The 19821-nt window shown below is 65.8% G+C and carries 13 protein-coding genes; 3 read left to right on the top strand and 10 right to left on the bottom strand.

The annotated features are described in order from the left end of the window. Positions 1-75 precede the first annotated feature (75 nt). Positions 76-1002 (top strand): LysR family transcriptional regulator, encoded by a 927-nt coding sequence (locus ACKLLE_RS12280; protein ID WP_064304281.1) that lies wholly within the window; start codon positions 76-78, stop codon positions 1000-1002. Positions 1003-1158: 156 nt separating this feature from the next. On the opposite strand, the gene ACKLLE_RS12285 is transcribed toward ACKLLE_RS12280, so the two are convergent. Together ACKLLE_RS12285 and ACKLLE_RS12290 are read right to left on the bottom strand one after the other, a co-directional pair. Then, positions 1159-2334 (bottom strand): iron-containing alcohol dehydrogenase, encoded by a 1176-nt coding sequence (locus ACKLLE_RS12285; protein ID WP_420058148.1) that lies wholly within the window; start codon positions 2332-2334, stop codon positions 1159-1161. A 74-nt stretch (positions 2335-2408) separates the two neighbouring features. After that, the gene (locus tag ACKLLE_RS12290) at positions 2409-3893 is read right to left on the bottom strand and encodes an APC family permease (RefSeq protein ID WP_420058149.1); all 1485 of its coding nucleotides are present in this window, start codon (positions 3891-3893) and stop codon (positions 2409-2411) included. A gap of 397 nt (positions 3894-4290) precedes the next feature. On the opposite strand from ACKLLE_RS12290, the gene mqo reads away from it, so the two are divergent. Next, positions 4291-5940 carry a malate dehydrogenase (quinone) gene (mqo, locus tag ACKLLE_RS12295; protein ID WP_420058159.1) on the top strand — a complete coding sequence of 550 codons (1650 nt, stop codon included), beginning with the start codon at positions 4291-4293 and terminating at the stop codon, positions 5938-5940. Between the two features lie 171 nt (positions 5941-6111). Further along, a complete protein-coding gene (locus tag ACKLLE_RS12300; protein WP_420058150.1) occupies positions 6112-8646 on the top strand; it encodes a bifunctional diguanylate cyclase/phosphodiesterase in 2535 nt (844 codons plus the stop codon). 189 nt (positions 8647-8835) lie between these two features. Here the strand turns inward: ACKLLE_RS12300 and ACKLLE_RS12305 are convergent, their stop codons facing one another. The 8 genes from ACKLLE_RS12305 to ACKLLE_RS12340 form a co-directional block, all read right to left on the bottom strand. Continuing rightward, the gene (locus ACKLLE_RS12305; RefSeq protein ID WP_420058151.1) at positions 8836-10449 is read right to left on the bottom strand and encodes a dipeptide ABC transporter ATP-binding protein; all 1614 of its coding nucleotides are present in this window, start codon (positions 10447-10449) and stop codon (positions 8836-8838) included. Further along, positions 10446-11291, bottom strand: coding sequence for an ABC transporter permease (locus ACKLLE_RS12310; RefSeq protein WP_420058152.1), 846 nt, complete (start codon positions 11289-11291; stop codon positions 10446-10448). Before ACKLLE_RS12310 ends, ACKLLE_RS12305 begins: the two co-directional genes overlap by 4 nt. Then, complete coding sequence (locus ACKLLE_RS12315; protein ID WP_420058153.1) at positions 11288-12232, bottom strand: ABC transporter permease; 945 nt, start codon at positions 12230-12232, stop codon at positions 11288-11290. The genes ACKLLE_RS12310 and ACKLLE_RS12315 overlap by 4 nt, the downstream gene beginning before the upstream one ends. Positions 12233-12234: 2 nt before the next feature. Then, positions 12235-13830 carry an ABC transporter substrate-binding protein gene (locus tag ACKLLE_RS12320; protein ID WP_279898282.1) on the bottom strand — a complete coding sequence of 532 codons (1596 nt, stop codon included), beginning with the start codon at positions 13828-13830 and terminating at the stop codon, positions 12235-12237. Between the two features lie 9 nt (positions 13831-13839). Beyond that, entirely contained in the window at positions 13840-15159 is a 1320-nt protein-coding gene (locus tag ACKLLE_RS12325; RefSeq protein WP_420058154.1) for an LLM class flavin-dependent oxidoreductase, read from the bottom strand. 50 nt (positions 15160-15209) lie between these two features. Next, entirely contained in the window at positions 15210-17648 is a 2439-nt protein-coding gene (locus ACKLLE_RS12330) for a TonB-dependent receptor plug domain-containing protein (protein ID WP_420058155.1), read from the bottom strand. A gap of 161 nt (positions 17649-17809) precedes the next feature. Beyond that, complete coding sequence (locus ACKLLE_RS12335) at positions 17810-18796, bottom strand: ABC transporter substrate-binding protein (protein WP_420058156.1); 987 nt, start codon at positions 18794-18796, stop codon at positions 17810-17812. Positions 18797-18799: 3 nt separating this feature from the next. Continuing rightward, positions 18800-19591: a class II aldolase/adducin family protein gene (locus ACKLLE_RS12340; RefSeq protein WP_420058157.1), complete on the bottom strand. Its 792-nt coding sequence runs from the start codon at positions 19589-19591 to the stop codon at positions 18800-18802. Positions 19592-19821 lie beyond the last annotated feature (230 nt).

Genomic DNA, 19821 nt, shown 5'->3' on the forward strand with positions numbered 1-19821 from the left:
CATTACGGCACGGGGCGGTGGCGGCGGACGTCGCCACAGGTACACTGGACGTCCTTTGCCCGGACCTTTGTCACCATGCTCCGTACCGTCACCGACCTCGACCTGCGCCTGCTGCGCATCTTCACCACCGTGGTGCGCTGCGGCGGGTTCACCGCTGCGCAGGCCGAGCTGAACATGAGCCAGTCGAATATCAGCATGCAGATCGGCAGCCTGGAGCAGCGCCTGGGTTATCGCCTGTGCGAGCGGGGCAAGGGCGGGTTTCGCCTGACGGCCAAGGGCAAGCGGATTCTCGAAGCGTCGCAGGCAATGTTCGAAGCCATAGGCCTGTTCCGTGACGAGGCGCAGGGGCTGTCGGGCAACCTGGTGGGCGATCTTTATGTGGGCATGGCGGACAATGTCGCCACGTTGCCCCAGGCGCGCTTCGGCGAGGCATTGGCAAGGTTTCACCAACGCGAACAGGATGTGCAGCTGAATCTCTACGTCAACTCGCCGACCGAGCTGGAGCTGGCGGTGATCGATGGGCAACTCGACCTGGCAGTGTCCTATTTCAGCCGTTCGCGGCCGAGCCTGGAGTACCTGCCGTTGTATAACGAGGAGATTGGCGTGTTTTGCGGTGATCGGCATCCGCTGTTCAAAGAGACCGACCCGGACTTGCAGCGGATAGCCGGATGCAACTGGATCAGTCACGGCTTCCTTCCGGAAAACCAGGACCTGCCGCTGCGTCCCTTGTGCAGCCGGGCCACCGCCTACCATATGGAGGCCGTGGCCCATGCGGTGCTGGCGGGAACGCACCTTGGGTATCTGCCGACCCACTATGCGCAGATCTGGATCGAGCGCGGGCGCATGCGTGCGTTGCAGCCGCAGCGCCTGAAGTACGAGGTGGTGCACAGCATGATCACCTACAGCGGCCGGCCCCGGAGCGAGGCGGCGCGGGCATTTGTCGAGGATCTGCTGGCGGTGCACGGACTGGTGGCGCCTGGCGCCGGCTCAAGGTGTTCCTGATGGCATCAATGCCGAGGTGAGATGCGGGTCTCACGGGCCTCTCGCTGGCAACGCCAGCTCCCACAGGCTTAGCGTCTGGCCTGGATTTCGTGGTCTACCAGGAATCTTGTGGGAGCCGGCGTTGCCGGCGATGGGGCCAGTAGCGGCACCGCGCATCTATTCCAGTACGCCACCCACCGCATTCCGATAGATCCGCGCATAATCGCCGGCCCCCAGCGGCAGCGCATTGGTCTGCGATGACGAGATATCCGCCAGCGCCAGTTCTCCCACCAGAGCCGCATCGTCGCCATTCAACCCAAGCTCGGCCAACGTTGCCGGAATCCCCACCCGTGCCCGCAATTTCAGTACCCATGCCAACAAGCCGTCGAAGCTGCCATCTTCCAGCTCGAGATAGCGTGCCAGCCGTGCAGCATCGCCCTCTATCGCGCTGCGATTGGCCACCAGCACGTACGGCAGCAGTACCGCATTGAGCAGGCCATGATGCAGGTGATAGCGCGCGCCTAGCGGGTGGGCGAGGGCATGCACGCCGCCCAGGCCCTTCTGGAAGGCCACGGCGGCGCTGGCCGAAGCGATCAGCATGCCTTCCCGGGCCAGCAGGTCGTTGCCGTCGCGCACGGCGTTTTCCAGATGCAGCCGGACCAGACGTACACCTTCCACCGCGATCCCCGCCGACATCGGATGGCATAGTGGCGAAAACAGCGCTTCGAGATGGTGGGTCAGGGCGTCCATGCCGGTGGCTGCGGTGAGGCCGGGCGGCAGGCCCAGGGTCAGGCGAGGGTCGAGAATCACGCCGCGCGCCAGCATCTCGCGATGACCAATGACTTTCTTCACGCCTTGGACGGTATCGGTCAGTACCGCTTCGCGTCCCAGTTCCGAGCCGGTACCGGCGGTGGTAGGAATGACGATCAGTGGCGGCAGGTTAAGGGGCGGGTAATCAGCCAGGGTCGGGTAATGCTCAAGCATCTGCGTCCATTCGAACCGTGCCGCGCCCTGCGGATCGCGACTGAGCAGGGCGATGCCCTTGGCGGCGTCGATGGCGCTGCCGCCGCCGAGGGCGATCAGCGAGTCATGACCGCCCTCGGCGAACGCGGCTGCCCCGGCACGAGCGTGCTCCAGGCTCGGGTTACCCGACAGGCCATGGAACAGCCCGTGATCGATGCCTGCCACTTTTAGATGCTCACGCACGGCACGCAATGGCGGCAACTCCAGCATGCCAGGATCGGTGACCAGCAACGGGCGATGCATGCCAGCCAGGGCACACCGTTCGCCGAGCACCGTGAGGGCATCGACGCCGCAGAAGATTTCGGTGGGGTAGTTCCAGTAGTGAATCATGGTCGGTTCCTGTGTTCAGGCATGCCTTGTCCCGCCGGGCAGGACGCCGGTGACGGGACAAGGACGGGGGAGGATTACTCGACGGCGCGACCGGCGAAGCTCAGGCTTCTGGCGATACGCCGATGGGGTTTGGCCAGCGCCAGGTAGGTGAGGCCGAACAGCGTCAGCGCGGAGAACACCAGCACCACCGCCCAGACCTGGAACCAGGGAGCGCCAGGCGGCGCCAGCAGCTCCCGCGGCCAGGCCACGTTGACTGCCTCGAAGAGCAGCCAGAACACGGCCAGCCAGTTGACCGCCAGCCCCTTGCGACCCAATTGCAAGGCGCCTTTGGCCGGGTCCCAGCGCCCGCTGAGGCGCGCGTACAAGGCGCTGGCGGTGACGATCAGGAAAACGAAGAAGAAGCCGCCGCTACCGAAGGCGATAAGCGTGCCCACGGCGGTTGCGTTGAGGCCCAGGATCAGGCCAAGACTGGCCAGCAGCGTACTGCAGAGCATCGCCGCCATCGGCACCTTGCGCTTGTCCACCCGGCGCAGCAGCCCGGACCCAGGCAGGATACCGTCCCTGGCCATGCCGAAGATGGCCCGGCCGATGTAGGTCTGCACCGAGACCACGCAGGCGACGAACGCGATCAGGACGATAGCGACGAAGGGGCGTTCGGCCCAGCGGCCGAACGCATCGGACACCGCCGGAGTGACCGGGTCGATGACCTGCCCGCTGACCAGCGCGGCGGGGTCATTGAACGACAGGGTCACGGCGAAGGCGGTGAGCATCACCGTCAGGCCTACCACCAGCATCGAGCGCAGGATTGCCCGCGGTGTGGAAACGCGCGCATCGGTCGTCTCCTCGGACAGCTGCGAGCAGGCGTCGAAACCGAGAAAGGCCCAGCCGCACACGGCCATGGCAGTCAGCAACCCGCTCAAGTAGGACCCGCCGGACGCGTTTTCCGCGCCCATGCTGCTCAATAGCAGCTCGAATGAATGATTGCGGAAGAACAGCAGCAACAGCACGCCGATGCCGATGGAGGCGATGGCCTCGGCAAGGATGCCGGCGTTGACGAAGTACTTGAGTGGATTGATTCCCAGCAGATTCACCCCGAGCCCCAGCGCCAGCAGCGCGGCTGCGCAGGCCACCTGGGCATTGGCCGAGGGCGGTTCATCGAACAGCAGCAAACCCAGCCAGAAACCGCCGAGATAGGCCACGGTGGTCAGCGAGGCCAGCGCCGCCGCCAGGTACAGGAAACCGGTGAACCAGGCCAGGCGGTCACCGACCAGGCGCCGCACCCACTGGTAGCAGCCGCCGGCCAGGGGAAACTGCGAGGATAACTCGGCATACACCAGTGCCACGCTTAGCTGCAGCAATAGGCACAACGGCACGATCCACACCCAGGAGGGCCCGACGCTGATGGCGCCGAGCGACATCACCGAATAGATGCCGACAACCGGCGAGATGGTGGCGAAGCCCACGGAGAACGACGACCACAGGCTCAGGCCGCGATCCAGCTCCTGGCGGTAGCCGTGGCTGGCGAGCAGGTGCTCGTCGGGATTGGACGGAACGGACATGGGGGATCCTCGGCAGGTATTGGAATTGTTATCGAGATCCGGTGCCTCTTGAGGGCACTCGAGGTTCCGGCACAGCGTATGTCGACGTCGGGTCAGGAAAAATTCATGATTATTGCGACTGGCATCAGTCTTGATTGATGTTTGCCCGCCACGACTAAAGCCCCGGCCACGCCGTTCGTGCTACTCAGGGGACGCCGCGCCCCGGCAAGCCCGGGAGTCTCGGCTAACCTTTGAACTGTTCGTCGATGGAGGGTCTCGAACCTTGCAGTGCTGCCTTCGAGCCTCAAGCCTGGTGCCTTGCGTGCATCAAGGACAACACGGGCATTCCATCGGGCAGGGAACACACGCCAATCGAATCGGGGCTCGCCTCGTGGGAGAAAAGATGAATAACCGGATCATGTGGAGAGGCGCGCTGGTCGGCTTTGCGCTGGCATGCAACCTCGCCGGCGTCCAGGCCGCCGAGCCGAAGAAGGTCGATGTGCTGCTGGTGGGCGGCGGGATCATGAGTTCGACCCTGGCCATCTGGCTCAACGAACTGGAGCCGGGCTGGTCGATGGAAATGGTCGAGCGCCTGGACAAGGTGGCCGAGGAAAGCTCCAACGGCTGGAACAACGCCGGTACCGGCCACTCGGCCTTGGCCGAGTTGAACTACACCCCGGAGAAGGACGGCAAGATCGATATCACCAAGGCGGTGGAGATCAACGAGTCGTTCCAGATCACCCGTCAGTTCCTCGCCTGGCAGGTCAAGAGCGGCGTGCTGAACAACCCGCGTTCGTTCATCAACACCACGCCGCACATGAGCTTCGTCTGGGGCGATGACAACATCAGCTTCCTCAAGCGCCGTTACGAAGCCCTGCAGAAAAGCCCGTTGTTCCGTCCGATGCAGTATTCCGAAGACCACGAGCAGATCAGGAAATGGGTCCCGCTGATGATGGAAGGCCGCGATCCGCAGCAGAAGCTGGCGGTCACCTGGACCCCGATCGGCACCGACGTCAACTTTGGCGAGATCACCCGCCAGTACGTGGGGTACCTGCAGAAACAGCAGAACTTCAGCCTCAAGCTCAATAGCGAGGTGGAGGACATCACCCGCAACGACGACGGCTCCTGGCGGGTCGAGTACAAGAACCTCAAGGATGGCAGCAAGACCACCACCGACGCCAAGTTCCTGTTCATCGGGGCCGGCGGCGCGGCGCTGCCGCTGCTGCAGAAGTCCGGCATTGCCGAGGCCAAGGACTATGCCGGCTTCCCGGTGGGTGGTTCGTTCCTGGTGACCGACAAGCAGGATATCGCCCTCCAGCACATGGCCAAGGCCTACGGTATCGCTTCCACCGGCGCGCCGCCGATGTCGGTGCCGCACCTGGACACCCGGGTCCTGGATGGCAAGCGGGTGATCCTGTTCGGGCCGTTCGCGACCTTCTCCACCCGCTTCCTCAAGGAAGGCTCGCTGCTCGACCTGTTTGCCAGCATGTCGGTGCATAACGTCTGGCCGATGGTGCGGGTCGGGGTGCGCGAGTTCGATCTGGTCAAATACCTTATCGGCCAACTGATGCAAAACGATGACGACCGCTTCGCCGCCCTGCAGACCTATTTCCCCCATGCGAAGAAGGAAGACTGGCGCCTGTGGCAGGCCGGCCAGCGCGTGCAGATCATCAAGAAGGACGAAAACCAGGGCGGCGTGCTCAAGCTGGGTACCGAAGTGGTGACCTCCAAGGACGGCAGCATCGCCGGCCTGCTGGGCGCTTCGCCGGGTGCCTCGACGGCGCCGCCGATCATGCTCGACCTGATGCAGAAGGTCTTCAAGGACCGGCTGCAATCTTCGGCCTGGCAGGAAAAGATCAAGCAGATCATTCCCAGCTACGGTACGCACCTGAACGACGATCCAGCGGCGGTGGAGCGGGAGTGGGCCTATACCAGCGAAGTGCTGCAACTGGCGCCGGCGCCGGGGATCGACCAGCGCCAGGAGGCGGGTAACCCGCAGAACATCGACCCGCTGGGCGAGCCGGGTGCCGGTGCCGACCCGGATATCAACCCGCAGGGAGAGCAATAGCAGGATCACCGAAGGCCGCAGACGCGGCCTTCGGGCTTTTTGCAGGTGTCCGTCCGTCGCCTGGTTTGAACACCCTGGCCAAGCGGACCCTCAGTTTTCACGTAGGGCATACCAAGCCCCGGCACCACCGTTCCCCCAAGGTCCGCATGATACTGGCCAACGAGGACACGCATGCAAGCAGGGACGACCTCCACCAGCGCAAGCCGCAGCCGCCTGACACGGCAGCTGATCCTGGGTTTTTCCGGTGCCATCCTGTTGATCCTCGCGGTCGGCCTGGCGTCCCTCTACCGCATCGTCGTGGCCCTCGATGAACGCGAGCAACTGCGCAGCGCCTTTCTCGCCGGTTCGGTCCGGCAAAGCCTGGAAAAGTCCGAGAAGACCTACCTGCTGTCCCATGCCTTCTGGCAGGCGGCCTACGACGAGCTGGGCATCGGCAACAACCGCCAATGGGCCTATGCCGAGGACAATATCGGCCCGACCCTGTACAGCAGTGATGGCTATGCCGGGGTCTTCGTTATCGACGAAAACACCACCAGCTACGCGGTCGTCGACGGGCAACTGAGCGACCAGCCGCTGGAGGCCCTGACCCCGGCAAAGCAACGGATCCTGGCGCAGGCGCGCGTGGCGTTGCTGGACGACCAGGCTGCCTCGGGCTATATCCGCTTTCGCGATGGCCCGGCGCTGTTCAGCGCCGCGGTGATCCGCCCGCCGCAATTGCCCCATCACGTCCCCGGGCCGCAACGGGTGCTGGTCTTCGTCCGGCCCCTGACGCCGGCGGTACTGCAGCCCTTGGCCGATAGCGTCGACCTGGCCTCGTTCTTGGTCACTGCGCGTGGCTATGACGCGCCGGGAGAGGACCGCATGCGCCTGGACAACAGCGGCTACTGGCTGGTGTGGCCGGTCCAGCGTCCTGGCAGCGAGCTGGCCCTGACGGTCATGCCGCCGCTGGCCCTGGCGACCCTGGTAATCCTCCTGGCCATGCTCGCCTTCGCCCGCCAGGCCTTGAGCGTCAGCGCGCGCAACGACCGCAACTATCAGGAGCTGGCAGCGTCCCGCGAAGCCCTGAAAGTCAGCGAGGAGCGTTTCAAGGCGGTGGCCGAGGCGGCCTCGGACTGGATCTGGGAAACCGATGCGCAGCTCAGGCTCACCTACCTGTCGGGGCGTTTCGCCGAACTGACCGGCTACCCGGTGCAGGAGTGGCTGGGCCGGCCCTTAACCGACCTGATGAGTTGCGACACTGCCCACCTACAGCACTGGCTGGCGCAACTGGGCAGCGTCAACGGCTCCGACAGCCTGCGCTGCCAGTACCGTGACCACCTCGGCCAACAGCGCATTTGCCGATTGTCGGCGCGGCCGGTGCTGCATCACGAGCAGCTCCAGGGCTTTCGCGGTACCAGCTTCGACATCACCGATGAAGTGGCGGCCCATGCCCGCATCCAGCACTTGTCGCAGCACGACGCCCTGACCGGTCTGCCCAACCGCAACAAGCTGTTCGCCTTTATCGAACAGGCCCTGCTGGAGGGGAAGGCGGACCTGGCGGTGCTGATCCTGGACCTCGACAACTTCAAGCCGATCAACGATCACCTCGGTCATCCGGCCGGCGATGCGGTGTTGATCGAAGTGGGGCGGCGCCTGGGAACCATCACCCGCGACAGCGACCTTGTGGCCCGCCTGGGCGGCGACGAGTTCGTCCTGGTAGTGGCACGGCCGGGCACGCGGGAGGAAATGGACGCCCTGTGCCAGCGGGTCATCGATACCCTGCGCCGGCCCATCGAGCATGACGGCCAGCAACTGCATATCGATGCCAGCCTTGGCGTGGTGCTGTCCCGCGAGCACGGCGGGCAGCCGGCGGACCTGATCAAGTACGCCGATATTGCCCTGTACAACGCCAAGGCCGCCGGCAAGGGCAATTGGCTGCACTTCTCGGCGCAGATGAACGATGCCGTGCAGGGCAAGCGCACCTTGGAGCGCGAGCTGGCGCTGGGCATCGAGCAGGGGCAACTGGTCCTGCATTTCCAGCCACGCTTTTTGATCGATGGGGTCACCGTGGCGTCGGTGGAGGCCCTGGTGCGTTGGCAGCATCCACAACGCGGGCTGGTCGGGCCGGACGAGTTCATCCCGCTGGCCGAGGAGTCGGGGCTGATCGTCCAGCTGGGCAACTGGGTGCTGCGCGAGGCCTGCAGCACGGCCAGGGCCTGGCCGCAGCCGGTGCTGGTGTCGGTGAACATGTCACCGGCGCAGTTCACCCGCAGCAATGTGGTGCGCGATGTCCGCGAGGCCTTGCTGCACAGCGGCCTGCCGGCGCACCGCCTGGAGCTGGAAATCACCGAGAACGTGATGCTCAACGATATCGAGAACGCCCTGGCGACCATGACGGCCCTCAAGGAGCTGGGCGTGCGCTTGAACATGGACGACTTCGGCACCGGCTATTCGTCGCTGGGGTACCTGCGTACCTATCCGTTCGACAGCATCAAGATCGACAAGCGCTTCGTCCAGGCCCTGGGCAAGAGCGACAGCGACCGCAGCGTGGTGCAGGCGATCATCAACCTGGGCAACGCCATGGGCATGACGGTCACCGCCGAAGGGGTCGAGACCGAGCGGCAACTGGACCTGCTCAGTGCCGACCAGTGTCATGAGGTACAGGGCTATCTACTGAGCCGACCGGTGGAGAACCGCGTGCTGGTAGGGATGATGAAGAATGGATGAAGGCATCTGCGGCTTGCACGCAACCCTGTGGGAGCTGGCCCAACCACTGGCAAGCCAGCTCTCATAGAAAAAACATAACTCTTTGAAGAGACCTTGTGGGAGCGGGTTCACCCGCGATGACGTTAGTGAGCCCACCATCGTCATCGCGGGTGAACCCGCTCCCACAGGGACGTTGCAAGCCTTGGATGTTCAGAGATTCACTGCCCTGGTTTGCACTTCAGCCTCCGGTACCAACCGCCCCGGCATATCCTCCAGCAGCCGCCGCGTATATTCGCTCCCCGGCCGCCCGAACACCTCCTCGGTCGGCCCTTGGTCCACCAGCCGCCCCTGGCTCATCACCAGCACCTGGTCACTGATCCCGCGTACCGTCGCCAGGTCGTGGGAGATGAACAGATAGGTCAAGCCAAGTTCCTCCTGCAAACGCTGCAATAGATCCAGCACTTGCGCCTGCACCGGTGCATCCAGCGCTGACAGCGGCTCGTCCAGCACCAGCAGCTCCGGCTCCGCCGCCAGCGCCCGCGCTATCGCGACCCGCTGGCGCTGGCCGCCGGAGAGCTGGGCAGGGCGGCGATGCAGCAGGTCGCCCGGCAAACCGACCCGTTCGAGCAACGCCAGCACGCGTGCCCGGTGATCGCGCCGCTGGCCTATCCCGAACGCACGCAGCGGTTCGCTGACGATCGCCAGCAGATCCTGGCGCGGATCCAGCGCGGCATAAGGATTCTGGTAGACCAGCTGCACCCGCCGCCGGTAACCGTGCAGTTGGCGGCGACCGGCCCCGAGCACTTCGAGCCCGTCGAAGCGCACGCTGCCGGAGCTGGCCTGTTCCAGGGCGAGAATGATCCGCGCCGTGGTGGATTTGCCCGAGCCGGACTCGCCCACCAGGCTGGTGGTGGTGCCCCGTTGCAGGCTGAAGCTGACACCATCCACCGCTGCTGCCCCGCGCTTGTCGAAGCGTCGGCTCAGGCTGGTGACCTGCAGCAGCGCCGGTTCCCGGCTCAGCGCTGGCGCCACGCGACGCTGTTGCAAGCGCGCCAGCGGCGAGGCCTGGAGCAACTGGCGGGTGTAGGGATGCGCCGGCGCATGCCACAGCTGCGCCGGAGTACCGCTTTCCAGCAGGCGACCGTGGCGCATCACCAGGATCCGGTCGGCACGATCCAGCGCCACCGCCAGGTCATGGGTGATCAGCAGCAGGCTGCTGCCACGCTCGCGGACCAGTTGCTGCAAGCGGTCGAGGATCTGCCGTTGCACGCTGACATCCAGGGCACTGGTGGGCTCGTCGGCGATCAGCAGCGGCGGGTCGTTGGCCAGGGCAATGGCGATCAGCACCCGCTGGCACATGCCCCCGGACAGTTGATGGGGATAACGGGCGAGCAGGGTTTCCGGCGCCTTGAGGCCGACTTCCCGAAGCAGCTCCAGGGCACGCGGACGGGCCTGGGCCAGGGGCATGCCGTGCACGGTCATGGCTTCCACCACCTGGGCGCCGATGGTCTTCACCGGGTCCAGCGAGGTGCCCGGATCCTGCGGCACGAAGCCGACCAGGCGGCCACGACGCTGGCGCCAGGCACGTTCGTCGAGGCTGTCCAGCGCCTGGCCCTTGAACCACAGCTGCCCGTGCTGCTGCGCCGCTTCGGGCAACAAGCCCGCCAGCGCCGCAGCCGTGGTGGATTTGCCGGAGCCGGACTCGCCGACCAGGCAGACGATCTCGCCTGCGGCGATGTCCAGGTCCAGCCCTTGCACGGCGGCCTGCGTCGCCCCCGGATACTCGACCCCGAACTGGCGGATACGCACCAATGGCGCACTCATGGATGTTCTCCCTGAAGACGTTGCAAACCCCGGCCAAGCTGCTGGGTGGCGAGCACGACGCCGGCCACCACCAGCCCTGGCAGCGTGGTGTACCACCAGGCGGCGACCATGTAGTTGCGCCCTTCGGCAATCAACAGGCCCCATTCCGGTTGCGGCGGCGGGGCGCCAAAGCCGAGGAAGCTGAGGGCCGAGACCGCCAGCACCGCACTGGCGAACTCCAGTGCCGCCAGGGCGAGCAACGGCCCGGCCGCATGGGGCAGGACATGCCGACACAGGTTGGTCCAGGAACCAACGCCGACCACCTGGGCGGCTTCGACGAACACCCGGCTGCGCCAGCGCAGGACTTCGCCCCGGGCCAGCCGGGCGAACACCGCCACCGACGACAGCCCCACCGCGATGGCGATCTCCAGCGTGCCGAAACCCAGGGCGGTGACGATGGCCATGGCCAGCAGCAGGGCCGGAATCGCCATCAGCACCTCCACCACCACCGCCAGCACGCGGTCGGCCGCGCCACCGAACCAGCCTGCGATGCCGCCGAGCAGGGTCCCGGCCAGCAGGGCGATGACCACCGCAATGGCCGTGGCCTGCAACGACAGTGCTGCACCGTATACGCAACGGGCATACAGGTCGCGGCCCAGATGGTCGGTGCCGAACCAGTGCTGCGCCGAGGGCGCGCGCAGGGTCTGGGTGGGGTCGGCCAGCAACGGATCGAGGCTGGTGAACAGCCCGGGGAAGAACGCCCAGCCCAGCAGAAGCACGAACAGCACCAGGCTCAGCGCTACTGGCAAGCCAGGCCGGTAGCGCCACGCAGGCAAGGAGGAAATGGCGGGGTGCAGGATCATGGACGGCTCCCTTGGCGAATGCGCGGGTCCAGCAATGGGTAGAGCAGGTCGGTGAGCAGGTTGGTCAGCACATAGAGGGTCGCGGCCAGCAGCACCACGCCCTGGACCACGGCGATGTCCTGGCTGGCCACCGCCGCCTGGGCCAGGCGGCCGACGCCGTCGCGGGAGAACACCGTCTCGGTGACCACCGCGCCGGCCAGCAGATTGCCCAGCAGGGTGCCGGTCAGGCTGAGCAGGGGGATCGAGGCGTTATGCAGGATATGCCGCCACAGCAACGACCAGCGCCCGACGCCCTTGCTGCGCAGCGCCTGGACGAAGGGCTGCTGGCTGACGCTGGCGATGGAACGGCCAAGCACCTGGGCGATCATCGCGGCGCAGGGCAGGGCCAGGGTGACTGCCGGCAGCACCAGGCTGGCGAGGCCGTGATCGCCCATCGCCGGCAACCAATGCAGGCGGAAGGAGAACAATTGCAGCAACAGCAGGCCAACCCAGAAGGTTGGCAGCGATACCACCAGCGCCGGCGAATTGTGCAGCGCTGCCTGTAGCGGGCGCCGGCGCACCTGGTGGGCCGCCAGGGCCACGCCGATGCCCAGCGGCACGGCGATCAACAGCGCGGCGAAGGCCAGGGCCAGGGTCGCCGGGAGGGCTGCGGCCAGGGCCGCTGCGACCGGCTTGCCGGTCTGCAGCGATACGCCGAGGTCCAGGTGCAACAACCGCCACAGGGCACCGCCGTATTGCTGCCAGAGGCTGCCGTCGAGGTGATAGCGAGCCCGCAGTTCGGCGACCTGTGCCGGATCCGCCGTGCCCGGTTCGCCGCCCTGGGCGAGCAGGATGCCGACCGGATCGCCCGGCAGCGCATAAAGAATGGCGAACGACAGGCTGAAGGCCGCCCACAGCACCAGCAGGGCCTGGGCCAGACGCCAGAATGCAGAGGTGTGCATGCTCAGTGGCCTCCCGGTTGTGCCAGCCAGGTGTCGTAGAACTGCAGGCGCGTCGAGGCCTCGTAGTGCAGGCCGTGCACCACGTCGCGGAAGGCGGTGACGGTGGCCATTTCCACCAGCGGAAGCACATGGCCCAGGTCCAGCAATTCGGCGCTGGCCTGCTGGATCAGTGCACCGCGTTTCTGCCCGTCGAGGCTGGCCGCCGAGTCGAGCAGCAGCCGGTCGAGCGGCAGCGGTGCGCGAACGTTGACGTTGCGTCCCGGAGACAGGAATACCGTGCGCAGTACGTCCGGATCGGCGCGGGTCAGGTTGAAGAACCACAGGCTGTAGTCGAGGGAGGTCTGTTGCAGGCTGACCTGGCCGATGGTGGATTTGTTCAGGCGCAGCTCGACGCCGATCTTGCGCAGTTGTTGCTGTACCAGCTCCAGCACCGGGGTAGTGGCCTGCCAATAGTCGAGGGTGAAGCCCAGGCGCTTGCCGTCGCGCTGGCGCCAGCCATCGGCACCCTTGCGCCAGCCGGCGTCATCCAGCAGCTTTTCCGCGCCCGCCGGATCGTAGGCCAGATGACTGCTCAGATCCTGGTAATACGGCGTGCTGCTCGCCAGTACCGAGGTCGCCGGCTTCTGGTAACGGGAAATCACGCCCTGGAACTGGCTGCGGTCGATGGCCTTGTTCAGCGCCTGGCGCACTGCCAGCTCATCCAGTGGCGCCCGCGAGACATTCGGCGTCAGGCTGAAGACGATGCCCGGGTTGGGGCGGTTGATCGAGGGCACGCCCTGGGCTTGCAGCACCGCTTCGTCCTGCACCGGCACACTGGTGTTCACATCGATCTGCCCGGACAGCAGGCTGCCCAGGCGCACGCCGGACTCGGGGAGGATATGGAACTCGATGGCGTCCAGCCAGGCGCGGCCCTGGTGTTGGGCAATCGAAGACGGCCAGCGGTAGTCGGGGCGGGCTTCGATGCGCACCAGCCTGTTGTGCTCGAAGCTTTTCACCGTGAACGGCCCGGAGCCCACCAGGGCGCCCTGGCAGCGCTCCTCGGCGGTGCGTTTCAAGGTGTCGAGGGAAAACAGCCCGAGGCTCATGGTGGAACTGGCCTGGAGGAACTGGGCGTTGGGTTGCTTGAAGGTGACGCGCACGCTCGACGGGCCGGTGACCTCCACCGATTCAAGGCCCGCCAGGTAGGTCCCGGCCAGTTGCGCGCGCGCGCCAAGCGCGACGATCGCCTCGAAATTGGCCTTAACTGCCGCCGCATCCAGCGGGCTGCCATCGGCGAAGGTCACGCCTTCGCGCAGGTGGAAATCGAACTGTCGCGAATCCTCGCTGACTTCCCAGCGCTCGGCCAGCCACGGCAGGATCTCGGCGCTTTGCGGGTCCTGGTCGGTAAGCGAGTCCACCAGTTGCCGGCCCACGTTGAGCGCGGTGTTGTTGCCGGCCTGCTGCGGATCGATGCAGTTCGGGTCGCCGTCGAAGGCCACGCGCAGTACGCCGCCAGTCTGCGGCTGCGCGGGGGTGCCGGTGGCGGCCGCTTGCTCGGGCTTGCCGTCGCAGCCGGCCAGGGCCACGGCGATGGCCAGGATTGCCAGGGGTCGAATCATGGACGCTCCTCAGAAAAACCGGTTGGTGCGGTAGGGCAGGCCGAGGTTTTCCCGCAGCGTGGTACCGGCATATTCGCGCTGGAACAGGCCGCGGCGTTGCAGTTCGGGAACCACGCCGTCGACGAAATCGTCGATGGCCGAATGCAGGCCGCTGAACATGATGTTGAAGCCGTCGGCGGCACCCGCCTCGTACCAGGCGTGCAGGTCATCGGCGATGCTTTCCGGGGTACCGATCAGGATCCGATGGCCGCCGGAGGTGAGCTGGTTGAACAGCTGGCGCACGGTCGGGCGCTCGCGGCGGATCAGGTCGAACACCAGCTTCTGCCGGCTCTGGTGGGTGTTGGTGGTGAAATGCTCCGGTGGCAGTGGCACCACCTCGTCGAAGGGCAGTTCGGACAGGTCGTAGCCGAGGCTGACGAACTTCGAAATCGAGCTGAGGAACGCCTTCGGCTCCAGCAGTTCCTGCTGGCGGTCATACTTGGCCTGGGCTTCGGCGAGGGTTTTGCCGACTACCGGGGATACGCCGGGGAGGATCTTCAGCTCATTGGCACCACGCCCGAACGCAGCGGCCGCGGCCTTGGTTTCCTGGTAGAAGGCGCGCCCCTGTTCGATGGTGTGCTGGGCGGTGAAGATCAGTTCGCCAACCCGCGCCGCCAGGCGCTTGCCCGCCACCGAGGCGCCCGCCTGGGCCACCACCGGATGGCCCTGGGGCGAGCGCGACACGTTGAGCGGGCCACGGACCTGGAAGTGTTCGCCCTGGTGGTCGAGCACATGCAGCTTGTCGATGTCCAGCCAGGTGCCGCTGGCCTTGTCCTGGATAAAGGCGTCGTCGGCCCAGCTGTCCCACAGGCCGCTGACCACGTCGTAGAACTCCTCGGCGCGGGCATAGCGGTCGTCATGCTCGACATGCTCCTGGCGATTGAAGTTCTCGCCGCCGCCCAGGGAGGTGACCAGGTTCCAGCCGGCCCGGCCACCGCTCAGATGGTCCAGCGCAGCGTACTTGCGTGCCACGTTGTAGGGCTCGTTGTAGGTGGTGCTGGCGGTGGCGATCAGGCCGATATGGCGGGTGCTGGCGGCCAGCGCCGGGGCCAGGATCAGCGGGTCCCAGCGCACGCTGTTGGGCCCGCGTTGCAGGGCCAGGTCGAGCTTGACGTCGAGGGTGTCGTTGAAGAACAGCGAATGGAAGCGCCCGTCCTCCAGCTTGCGCGCGATGTACTGGTAATGCTCCAGGCTGCGGAAGGTATCCAGCGGCGCCTCCGGCAGGCGCCAGGCGCTGCCGCTGAGGGTGCCGGGGATGAAGGCGCCGAGTACGAACTGGCCTTGGCTCATGAACATTCTCCTGGCGCCCGCCGAACGAGGCGGGCGCTCGATCGTTGGGGTCAGAAGTTGTAGGCGACGCGGGTGTACCAGAAGCCGCCGTACGGATCGAACGGCGAGATCGAACCGAATTTAGGGAAGCCGTTGACGTCGCCGGCCGGGTAGGCGTTGTTATCGGCGCGTACGTCGAACAGGTTGTTGGCGCCCACGGCGATATCGAAGTTGTCGGTGACCGCATAGGCCACTTCCAGGTCGGTGAGCCACTTGGCGCCGTAGGTCACGTCGTAGTTGGGGTTGGCGTCGCGGGCGATGACCTTGTCGTAGCGGGTCACCGCGGCGTTGACGGTAAAGCGCTCGATCTGCCAGTTGGCGCTGAGGATCAGCTTGGTCTTGGGGTTGGCCACGGTGAGGTAACCCTGGGCCACCCGGTCGAACAGTTCCAGATTGTTGCCGGCGGCCTTGAGGGCGGCCGGGGTCTGCTTGATGTCGTCGATATCGGTCTTGTTGTAGTTGGCGCCGATGCCGTATTTCACCCGGCCGAACTGGCCATAGTCGACCCGGTAGTCGGCCACCAGGTCGATGCCGCGGGTGGTGGTGTCGGCGGCATTGGTGAAGTACTTGATGCGGTAGCCGGGCTTGTAGCCGTTGGCGACGAGGATCTGATCGACGCCGTTGCCGTAGAGGAAGCCGGTCAGCGCGATGCGGTCGCGGATCTCGATCTGGTAGGCATCGAGGGTCACGCTGGCCTGGGGCAGCGGCTGCCAGGTCAGGCCGAGGCTGATGTTGCGCGACTTCTCCGGGCTCAGGTCCTCGGCGCCAAGGGCCTTGGCCAGGGCCGAGTCGACCCGGGCGGTCTTGGCCTCGACGAACTGCGACACGCCGTTGACCGTGGTGTACTGGTTGGCGGTCTGGGCGTAGGTGGACTGCGACAGCGATGGTGCGCGGAAGCCGTTGCTCACCGTGCCGCGCACGGCGAAGGTCGGGGTGAAGTCATAGCGCGCGGTGAGCTTGCCGCTGCGGGTATTGCCACTGTTGTCGTCGTATTTCTCGAAGCGTGCGGCGGCGCCCAGGTAGAGCTTCTCGGTGGGGTTGAAGCCCAGGTCCAGGTAGCTGGCGTAGCTGTTGCGACTGGCCTGGCCTTCGTCTTCCGGGGTCAGGGTGATCGCGCCCTGGGCACCCACCGAGCCGGGTTGTCCGGCCAGCGGGCCGCTGGGGTAGATATAGCCGCCGTTGATCCACGACAACGGGTCGTCCGACTCGGTCTTGTAGCGCTCGTGGCGGTGTTCCAGGCCCCAGGACACCTGCAGCGGCTTGCTCAGGCCGACCTCGAAGGCGCGGGTCAGGTCAAGGTTGTTGGTCCACTGGTCAAAGGTGTTGCTGTAGGTATCGAAGTGGGTCGGGCTGCTGGGGCCGAGGGAGGCATTGAGGGTTTCGTCGGCGCCGGCCTGGCTTTTCGCCCGGCCGAAGGTGGAGCTGAGGTCCCAGTGCCACTCGGCGATCTCGCCCTTGCCGCCGGCAGCGGCCTGGTAATCGGTTTCCTTGAGGGTGTAGAAGGGCGCGGTGCCGTCCGGATAGATCTGCGGAATGATGTTGGTCGAGTTGGGGCGCCGGTAGTTCTGCCCGCCCTTGGCATCGCGCTGGCTCAGGGTCGAGAAGGAATACAGGGTCAGGTCGTCGTTCACCGGCAGTTCGGCGTTGTACGACAGGTTGATCGCCTTGATCTTCGGCAGGCCGTTCTTCTGCACTTCACGGTCGGCCGTGGCGTTGCGCGGGTCGCCGGCGAAGTACAGGTTGCCGGTGGCCTCGCGGGAGCGGGTGGCGGTCTGCACCGACTTGGCATCCAGGGCGTAGTTGAAGAAGCCGCCGTTGTCGCCCAGGGCCAGGCCCTGGTTGAGGGTCTGGCGCAGGTTGCCGCCGTCGCCGTCCTCGTAGTACTGGCCGTACTGGGTGCTGACCGAGCCGCCGTTGTCGTTCTGCTTGAGGATGATGTTGATCACCCCGGCGATGGCGTCGGAGCCGTACTGTGCCGACGCACCGTCGCGCAGCACTTCGACATGGTCGATGGCGCTGATCGGGATCATGTCCAGGTCCACCGGGTTGGTGCCGTAGGCGGCGGTGGAGTCGAGGTTGATCACCGAACTGTTGTGGCGGCGCTTGCCGTTGACCAGTACCAGCACGTTGGAGCCGTTCAGGCCGCGCAGGCTGTAGGGGCGGGCGACGCTGTCGTTGGAGGTGCCGGAAGGGCGCTGGGAGAACGATGGCAGGGTTTTCTGCAGGGCTTCGCGCAGGCTGCTGGAGCCGGTCTGTTCGAGCTGCTTGCTGTCGATCACGTCGATCGGTGCCGGGCTGCTGGTGACGGTGCGCACCTCGCTGCCGCGCGAACCGGTGACGATCACCGTGCCGAGCGCGGTATCGCTGTCGGCGGCCACTGCGAGCGGGTTGAACAGATAGCCGGCGAGCAGCGCCGGGGCCATGGACAAGGGAGTGAATACGGACTTCATGACGGTTCCTAAGGGTTCGATTGGCAGTCAGGCCCTGGATGTGCGATCGAACGGGCTCTCATAGGTTGTTTCACGTTTTCCAGGCATGGCCGGGCCCGCGGGAGGTCCATTGCTCCCGTGGTTCGGCGTGCCTGTGTCTCGTCCGGCGCGCGCCGGTACGCTTATGCCGCGGCGGATCCCTGGCCGCTGAGCAATGAACTGAAGCGGCGGTCCCAGAAGTCGCGGACCGTCACCGGTTGGCGCAGCAGGCCGCTGTCATGGAACAGGTCGGCGATGCGCTGCTGTGCGGCGATGTCCTCGTCGCTGACCGGGAGCAGGCGGCATGGCCGCTGGCGCTGGTCGAACTGTTGCAGGTAGAGGGACCGGGAGATCCCGGTCAGGGCTTCGTTGCGCGCGGCCCAGGCGTCGGGATTGCGCTCCACCCAGTCCCAGGTGGCGCGTTCGCGTTCGAGGAAATCGGCGATCTGCGCCTGCTTGCCCGGTTGCGCCAACACCTTCGCGCTGGTGGCGATCAGGTAATTGCCGCACTGATAGCGGCTGGCATCGGCCAGCAGTTCGCCGTCCATTTGCGTCAAGGCCTGGAGCGCCCCGATACCGCCGGCGACGATGGCGTCGAGATGGCCGTTCTGGAACGCGATCAGCGCATCGCGCGCCGGCATCGCCCGGGCCTGGATATCGTCAAGGCTGAGGCCGTTGTCGCGTAGCAGGTTGAGCACCAGGTAGTGGGTGTCGGTGGCGCGTACGAAACTGATGCGTTTGCCCTTGAGGTCGTTGATCGAGCGGATGCCGCTGCCGCGCTTGACGATCACGCCGCTACGGTTCTGCTCGCCCTGGTAGCTGGCGATCAGCACCAGCGGGTTGCCGGCGGCGCTGGCGAACAACGGCAGCACCGGGCTCATGAAGGCGTAGTCGAGGCTGGCGCTGGCGAACGCCTCGAGCACCATGGCCCCGCCGGGGATGTCCACCCATTCCACCGGATAGGGCGTGGCAGCCTGCCCGGCATCGCCGAGAAAACTTGCGGCCTGGCCCTTGTAGCGCCAGACCCGCAGCGCCTTAGGGGTGTTCGCCAGCGCCGGAGCCATGCCCGCGGCGAGGCCGAGCAGGGCGCTGTGCTGGACGAAGCGGCGGCGGTGAAGGTCGATATTCATGGTTCAGTCCAGCAGATCAGGTTGTTGCTGGACGATGCGGTCCCACAGCGGCAGGAAGTTCAGCCAGCCGAACAGCTCGCGCTGGGCCGCATCGAAGCTGTCCTCGCCCACCTGCGGAATGCGCGGTTGGCCGGCGGCATACGCCAGCAGATGAGCACGGGCGGTGTCATCGGCGAGGATAAAGCGCCACGCCGCGCTTTCCACGGTCTGGCCGGTGGTCCACAGGCCGTGGTTCTGCCAGACCAGCAGGTTGTTGTCGGCGAAGGTCTCGACGAAGGCGCGGGCCACCAGGTCGCGATCGGCGGTGCCCAGGGCGTGGCGGTCGAACAGTACCTGCTCGCCGACGAAGGCCGAGGACTCGGCGGTGATCGGCTGGAACAGCTGGCCCAGGGACGACCACACCCGGCCATGGAAACCATGCAGATGGGCAATGCCGACCACCTCCGGACGGGCCTTCTGCAACTCGTAGTGCAGTTCCAGGGCGCTGGTGTTGAGCAGGCCGTCGCCTTCCACTACCTGGCCCTGGCCGTTGACCCGCAGCAGATGGCTGGTGCGGATCTGCGAGAACGGCACGCCCAGCGGGTTGATCCAGTAATGGTCGGTCTCGATCGGGTCGCGGGCGGTGAAATGCCCGGCCAGGCCGACCTCGAAGCCCAGCTCGGCGAACAGCCGATAGGACGCCGCGAGTCGTTGCTTGCGGTGCAGGCGTTCGGCGTGAAGATCGGCGTGGGTGGTCGGGGCGCTCAGTTGCAGGCGATGGTTGTGGTTCGGCAGGCGGGTAATGCTATGGCTCATCGGGGCGTACTCGCAGGTGGATGAATCGGGCGCCTCCACCGTGCGAGGGGTCGGGTCTGGAGGGACTGTAGCAAGGGGGAAGGGAAGGGCAGAAATACTGTTTTGATCTATTTTTATTATTATTTTTCAGAATAAAAAATCAGATGAATATTTAATTATTGCATTTCCTTGTTGAGCAATTCAGGCGGCTGTTGCGCGTACCCTGTGGGAGCGGGGTTTTCCGCCCATTG

This window comes from Pseudomonas bharatica (assembly GCF_048586865.1).
Taxonomy (GTDB): Bacteria; Pseudomonadota; Gammaproteobacteria; order Pseudomonadales; family Pseudomonadaceae; genus Aquipseudomonas; species Aquipseudomonas bharatica.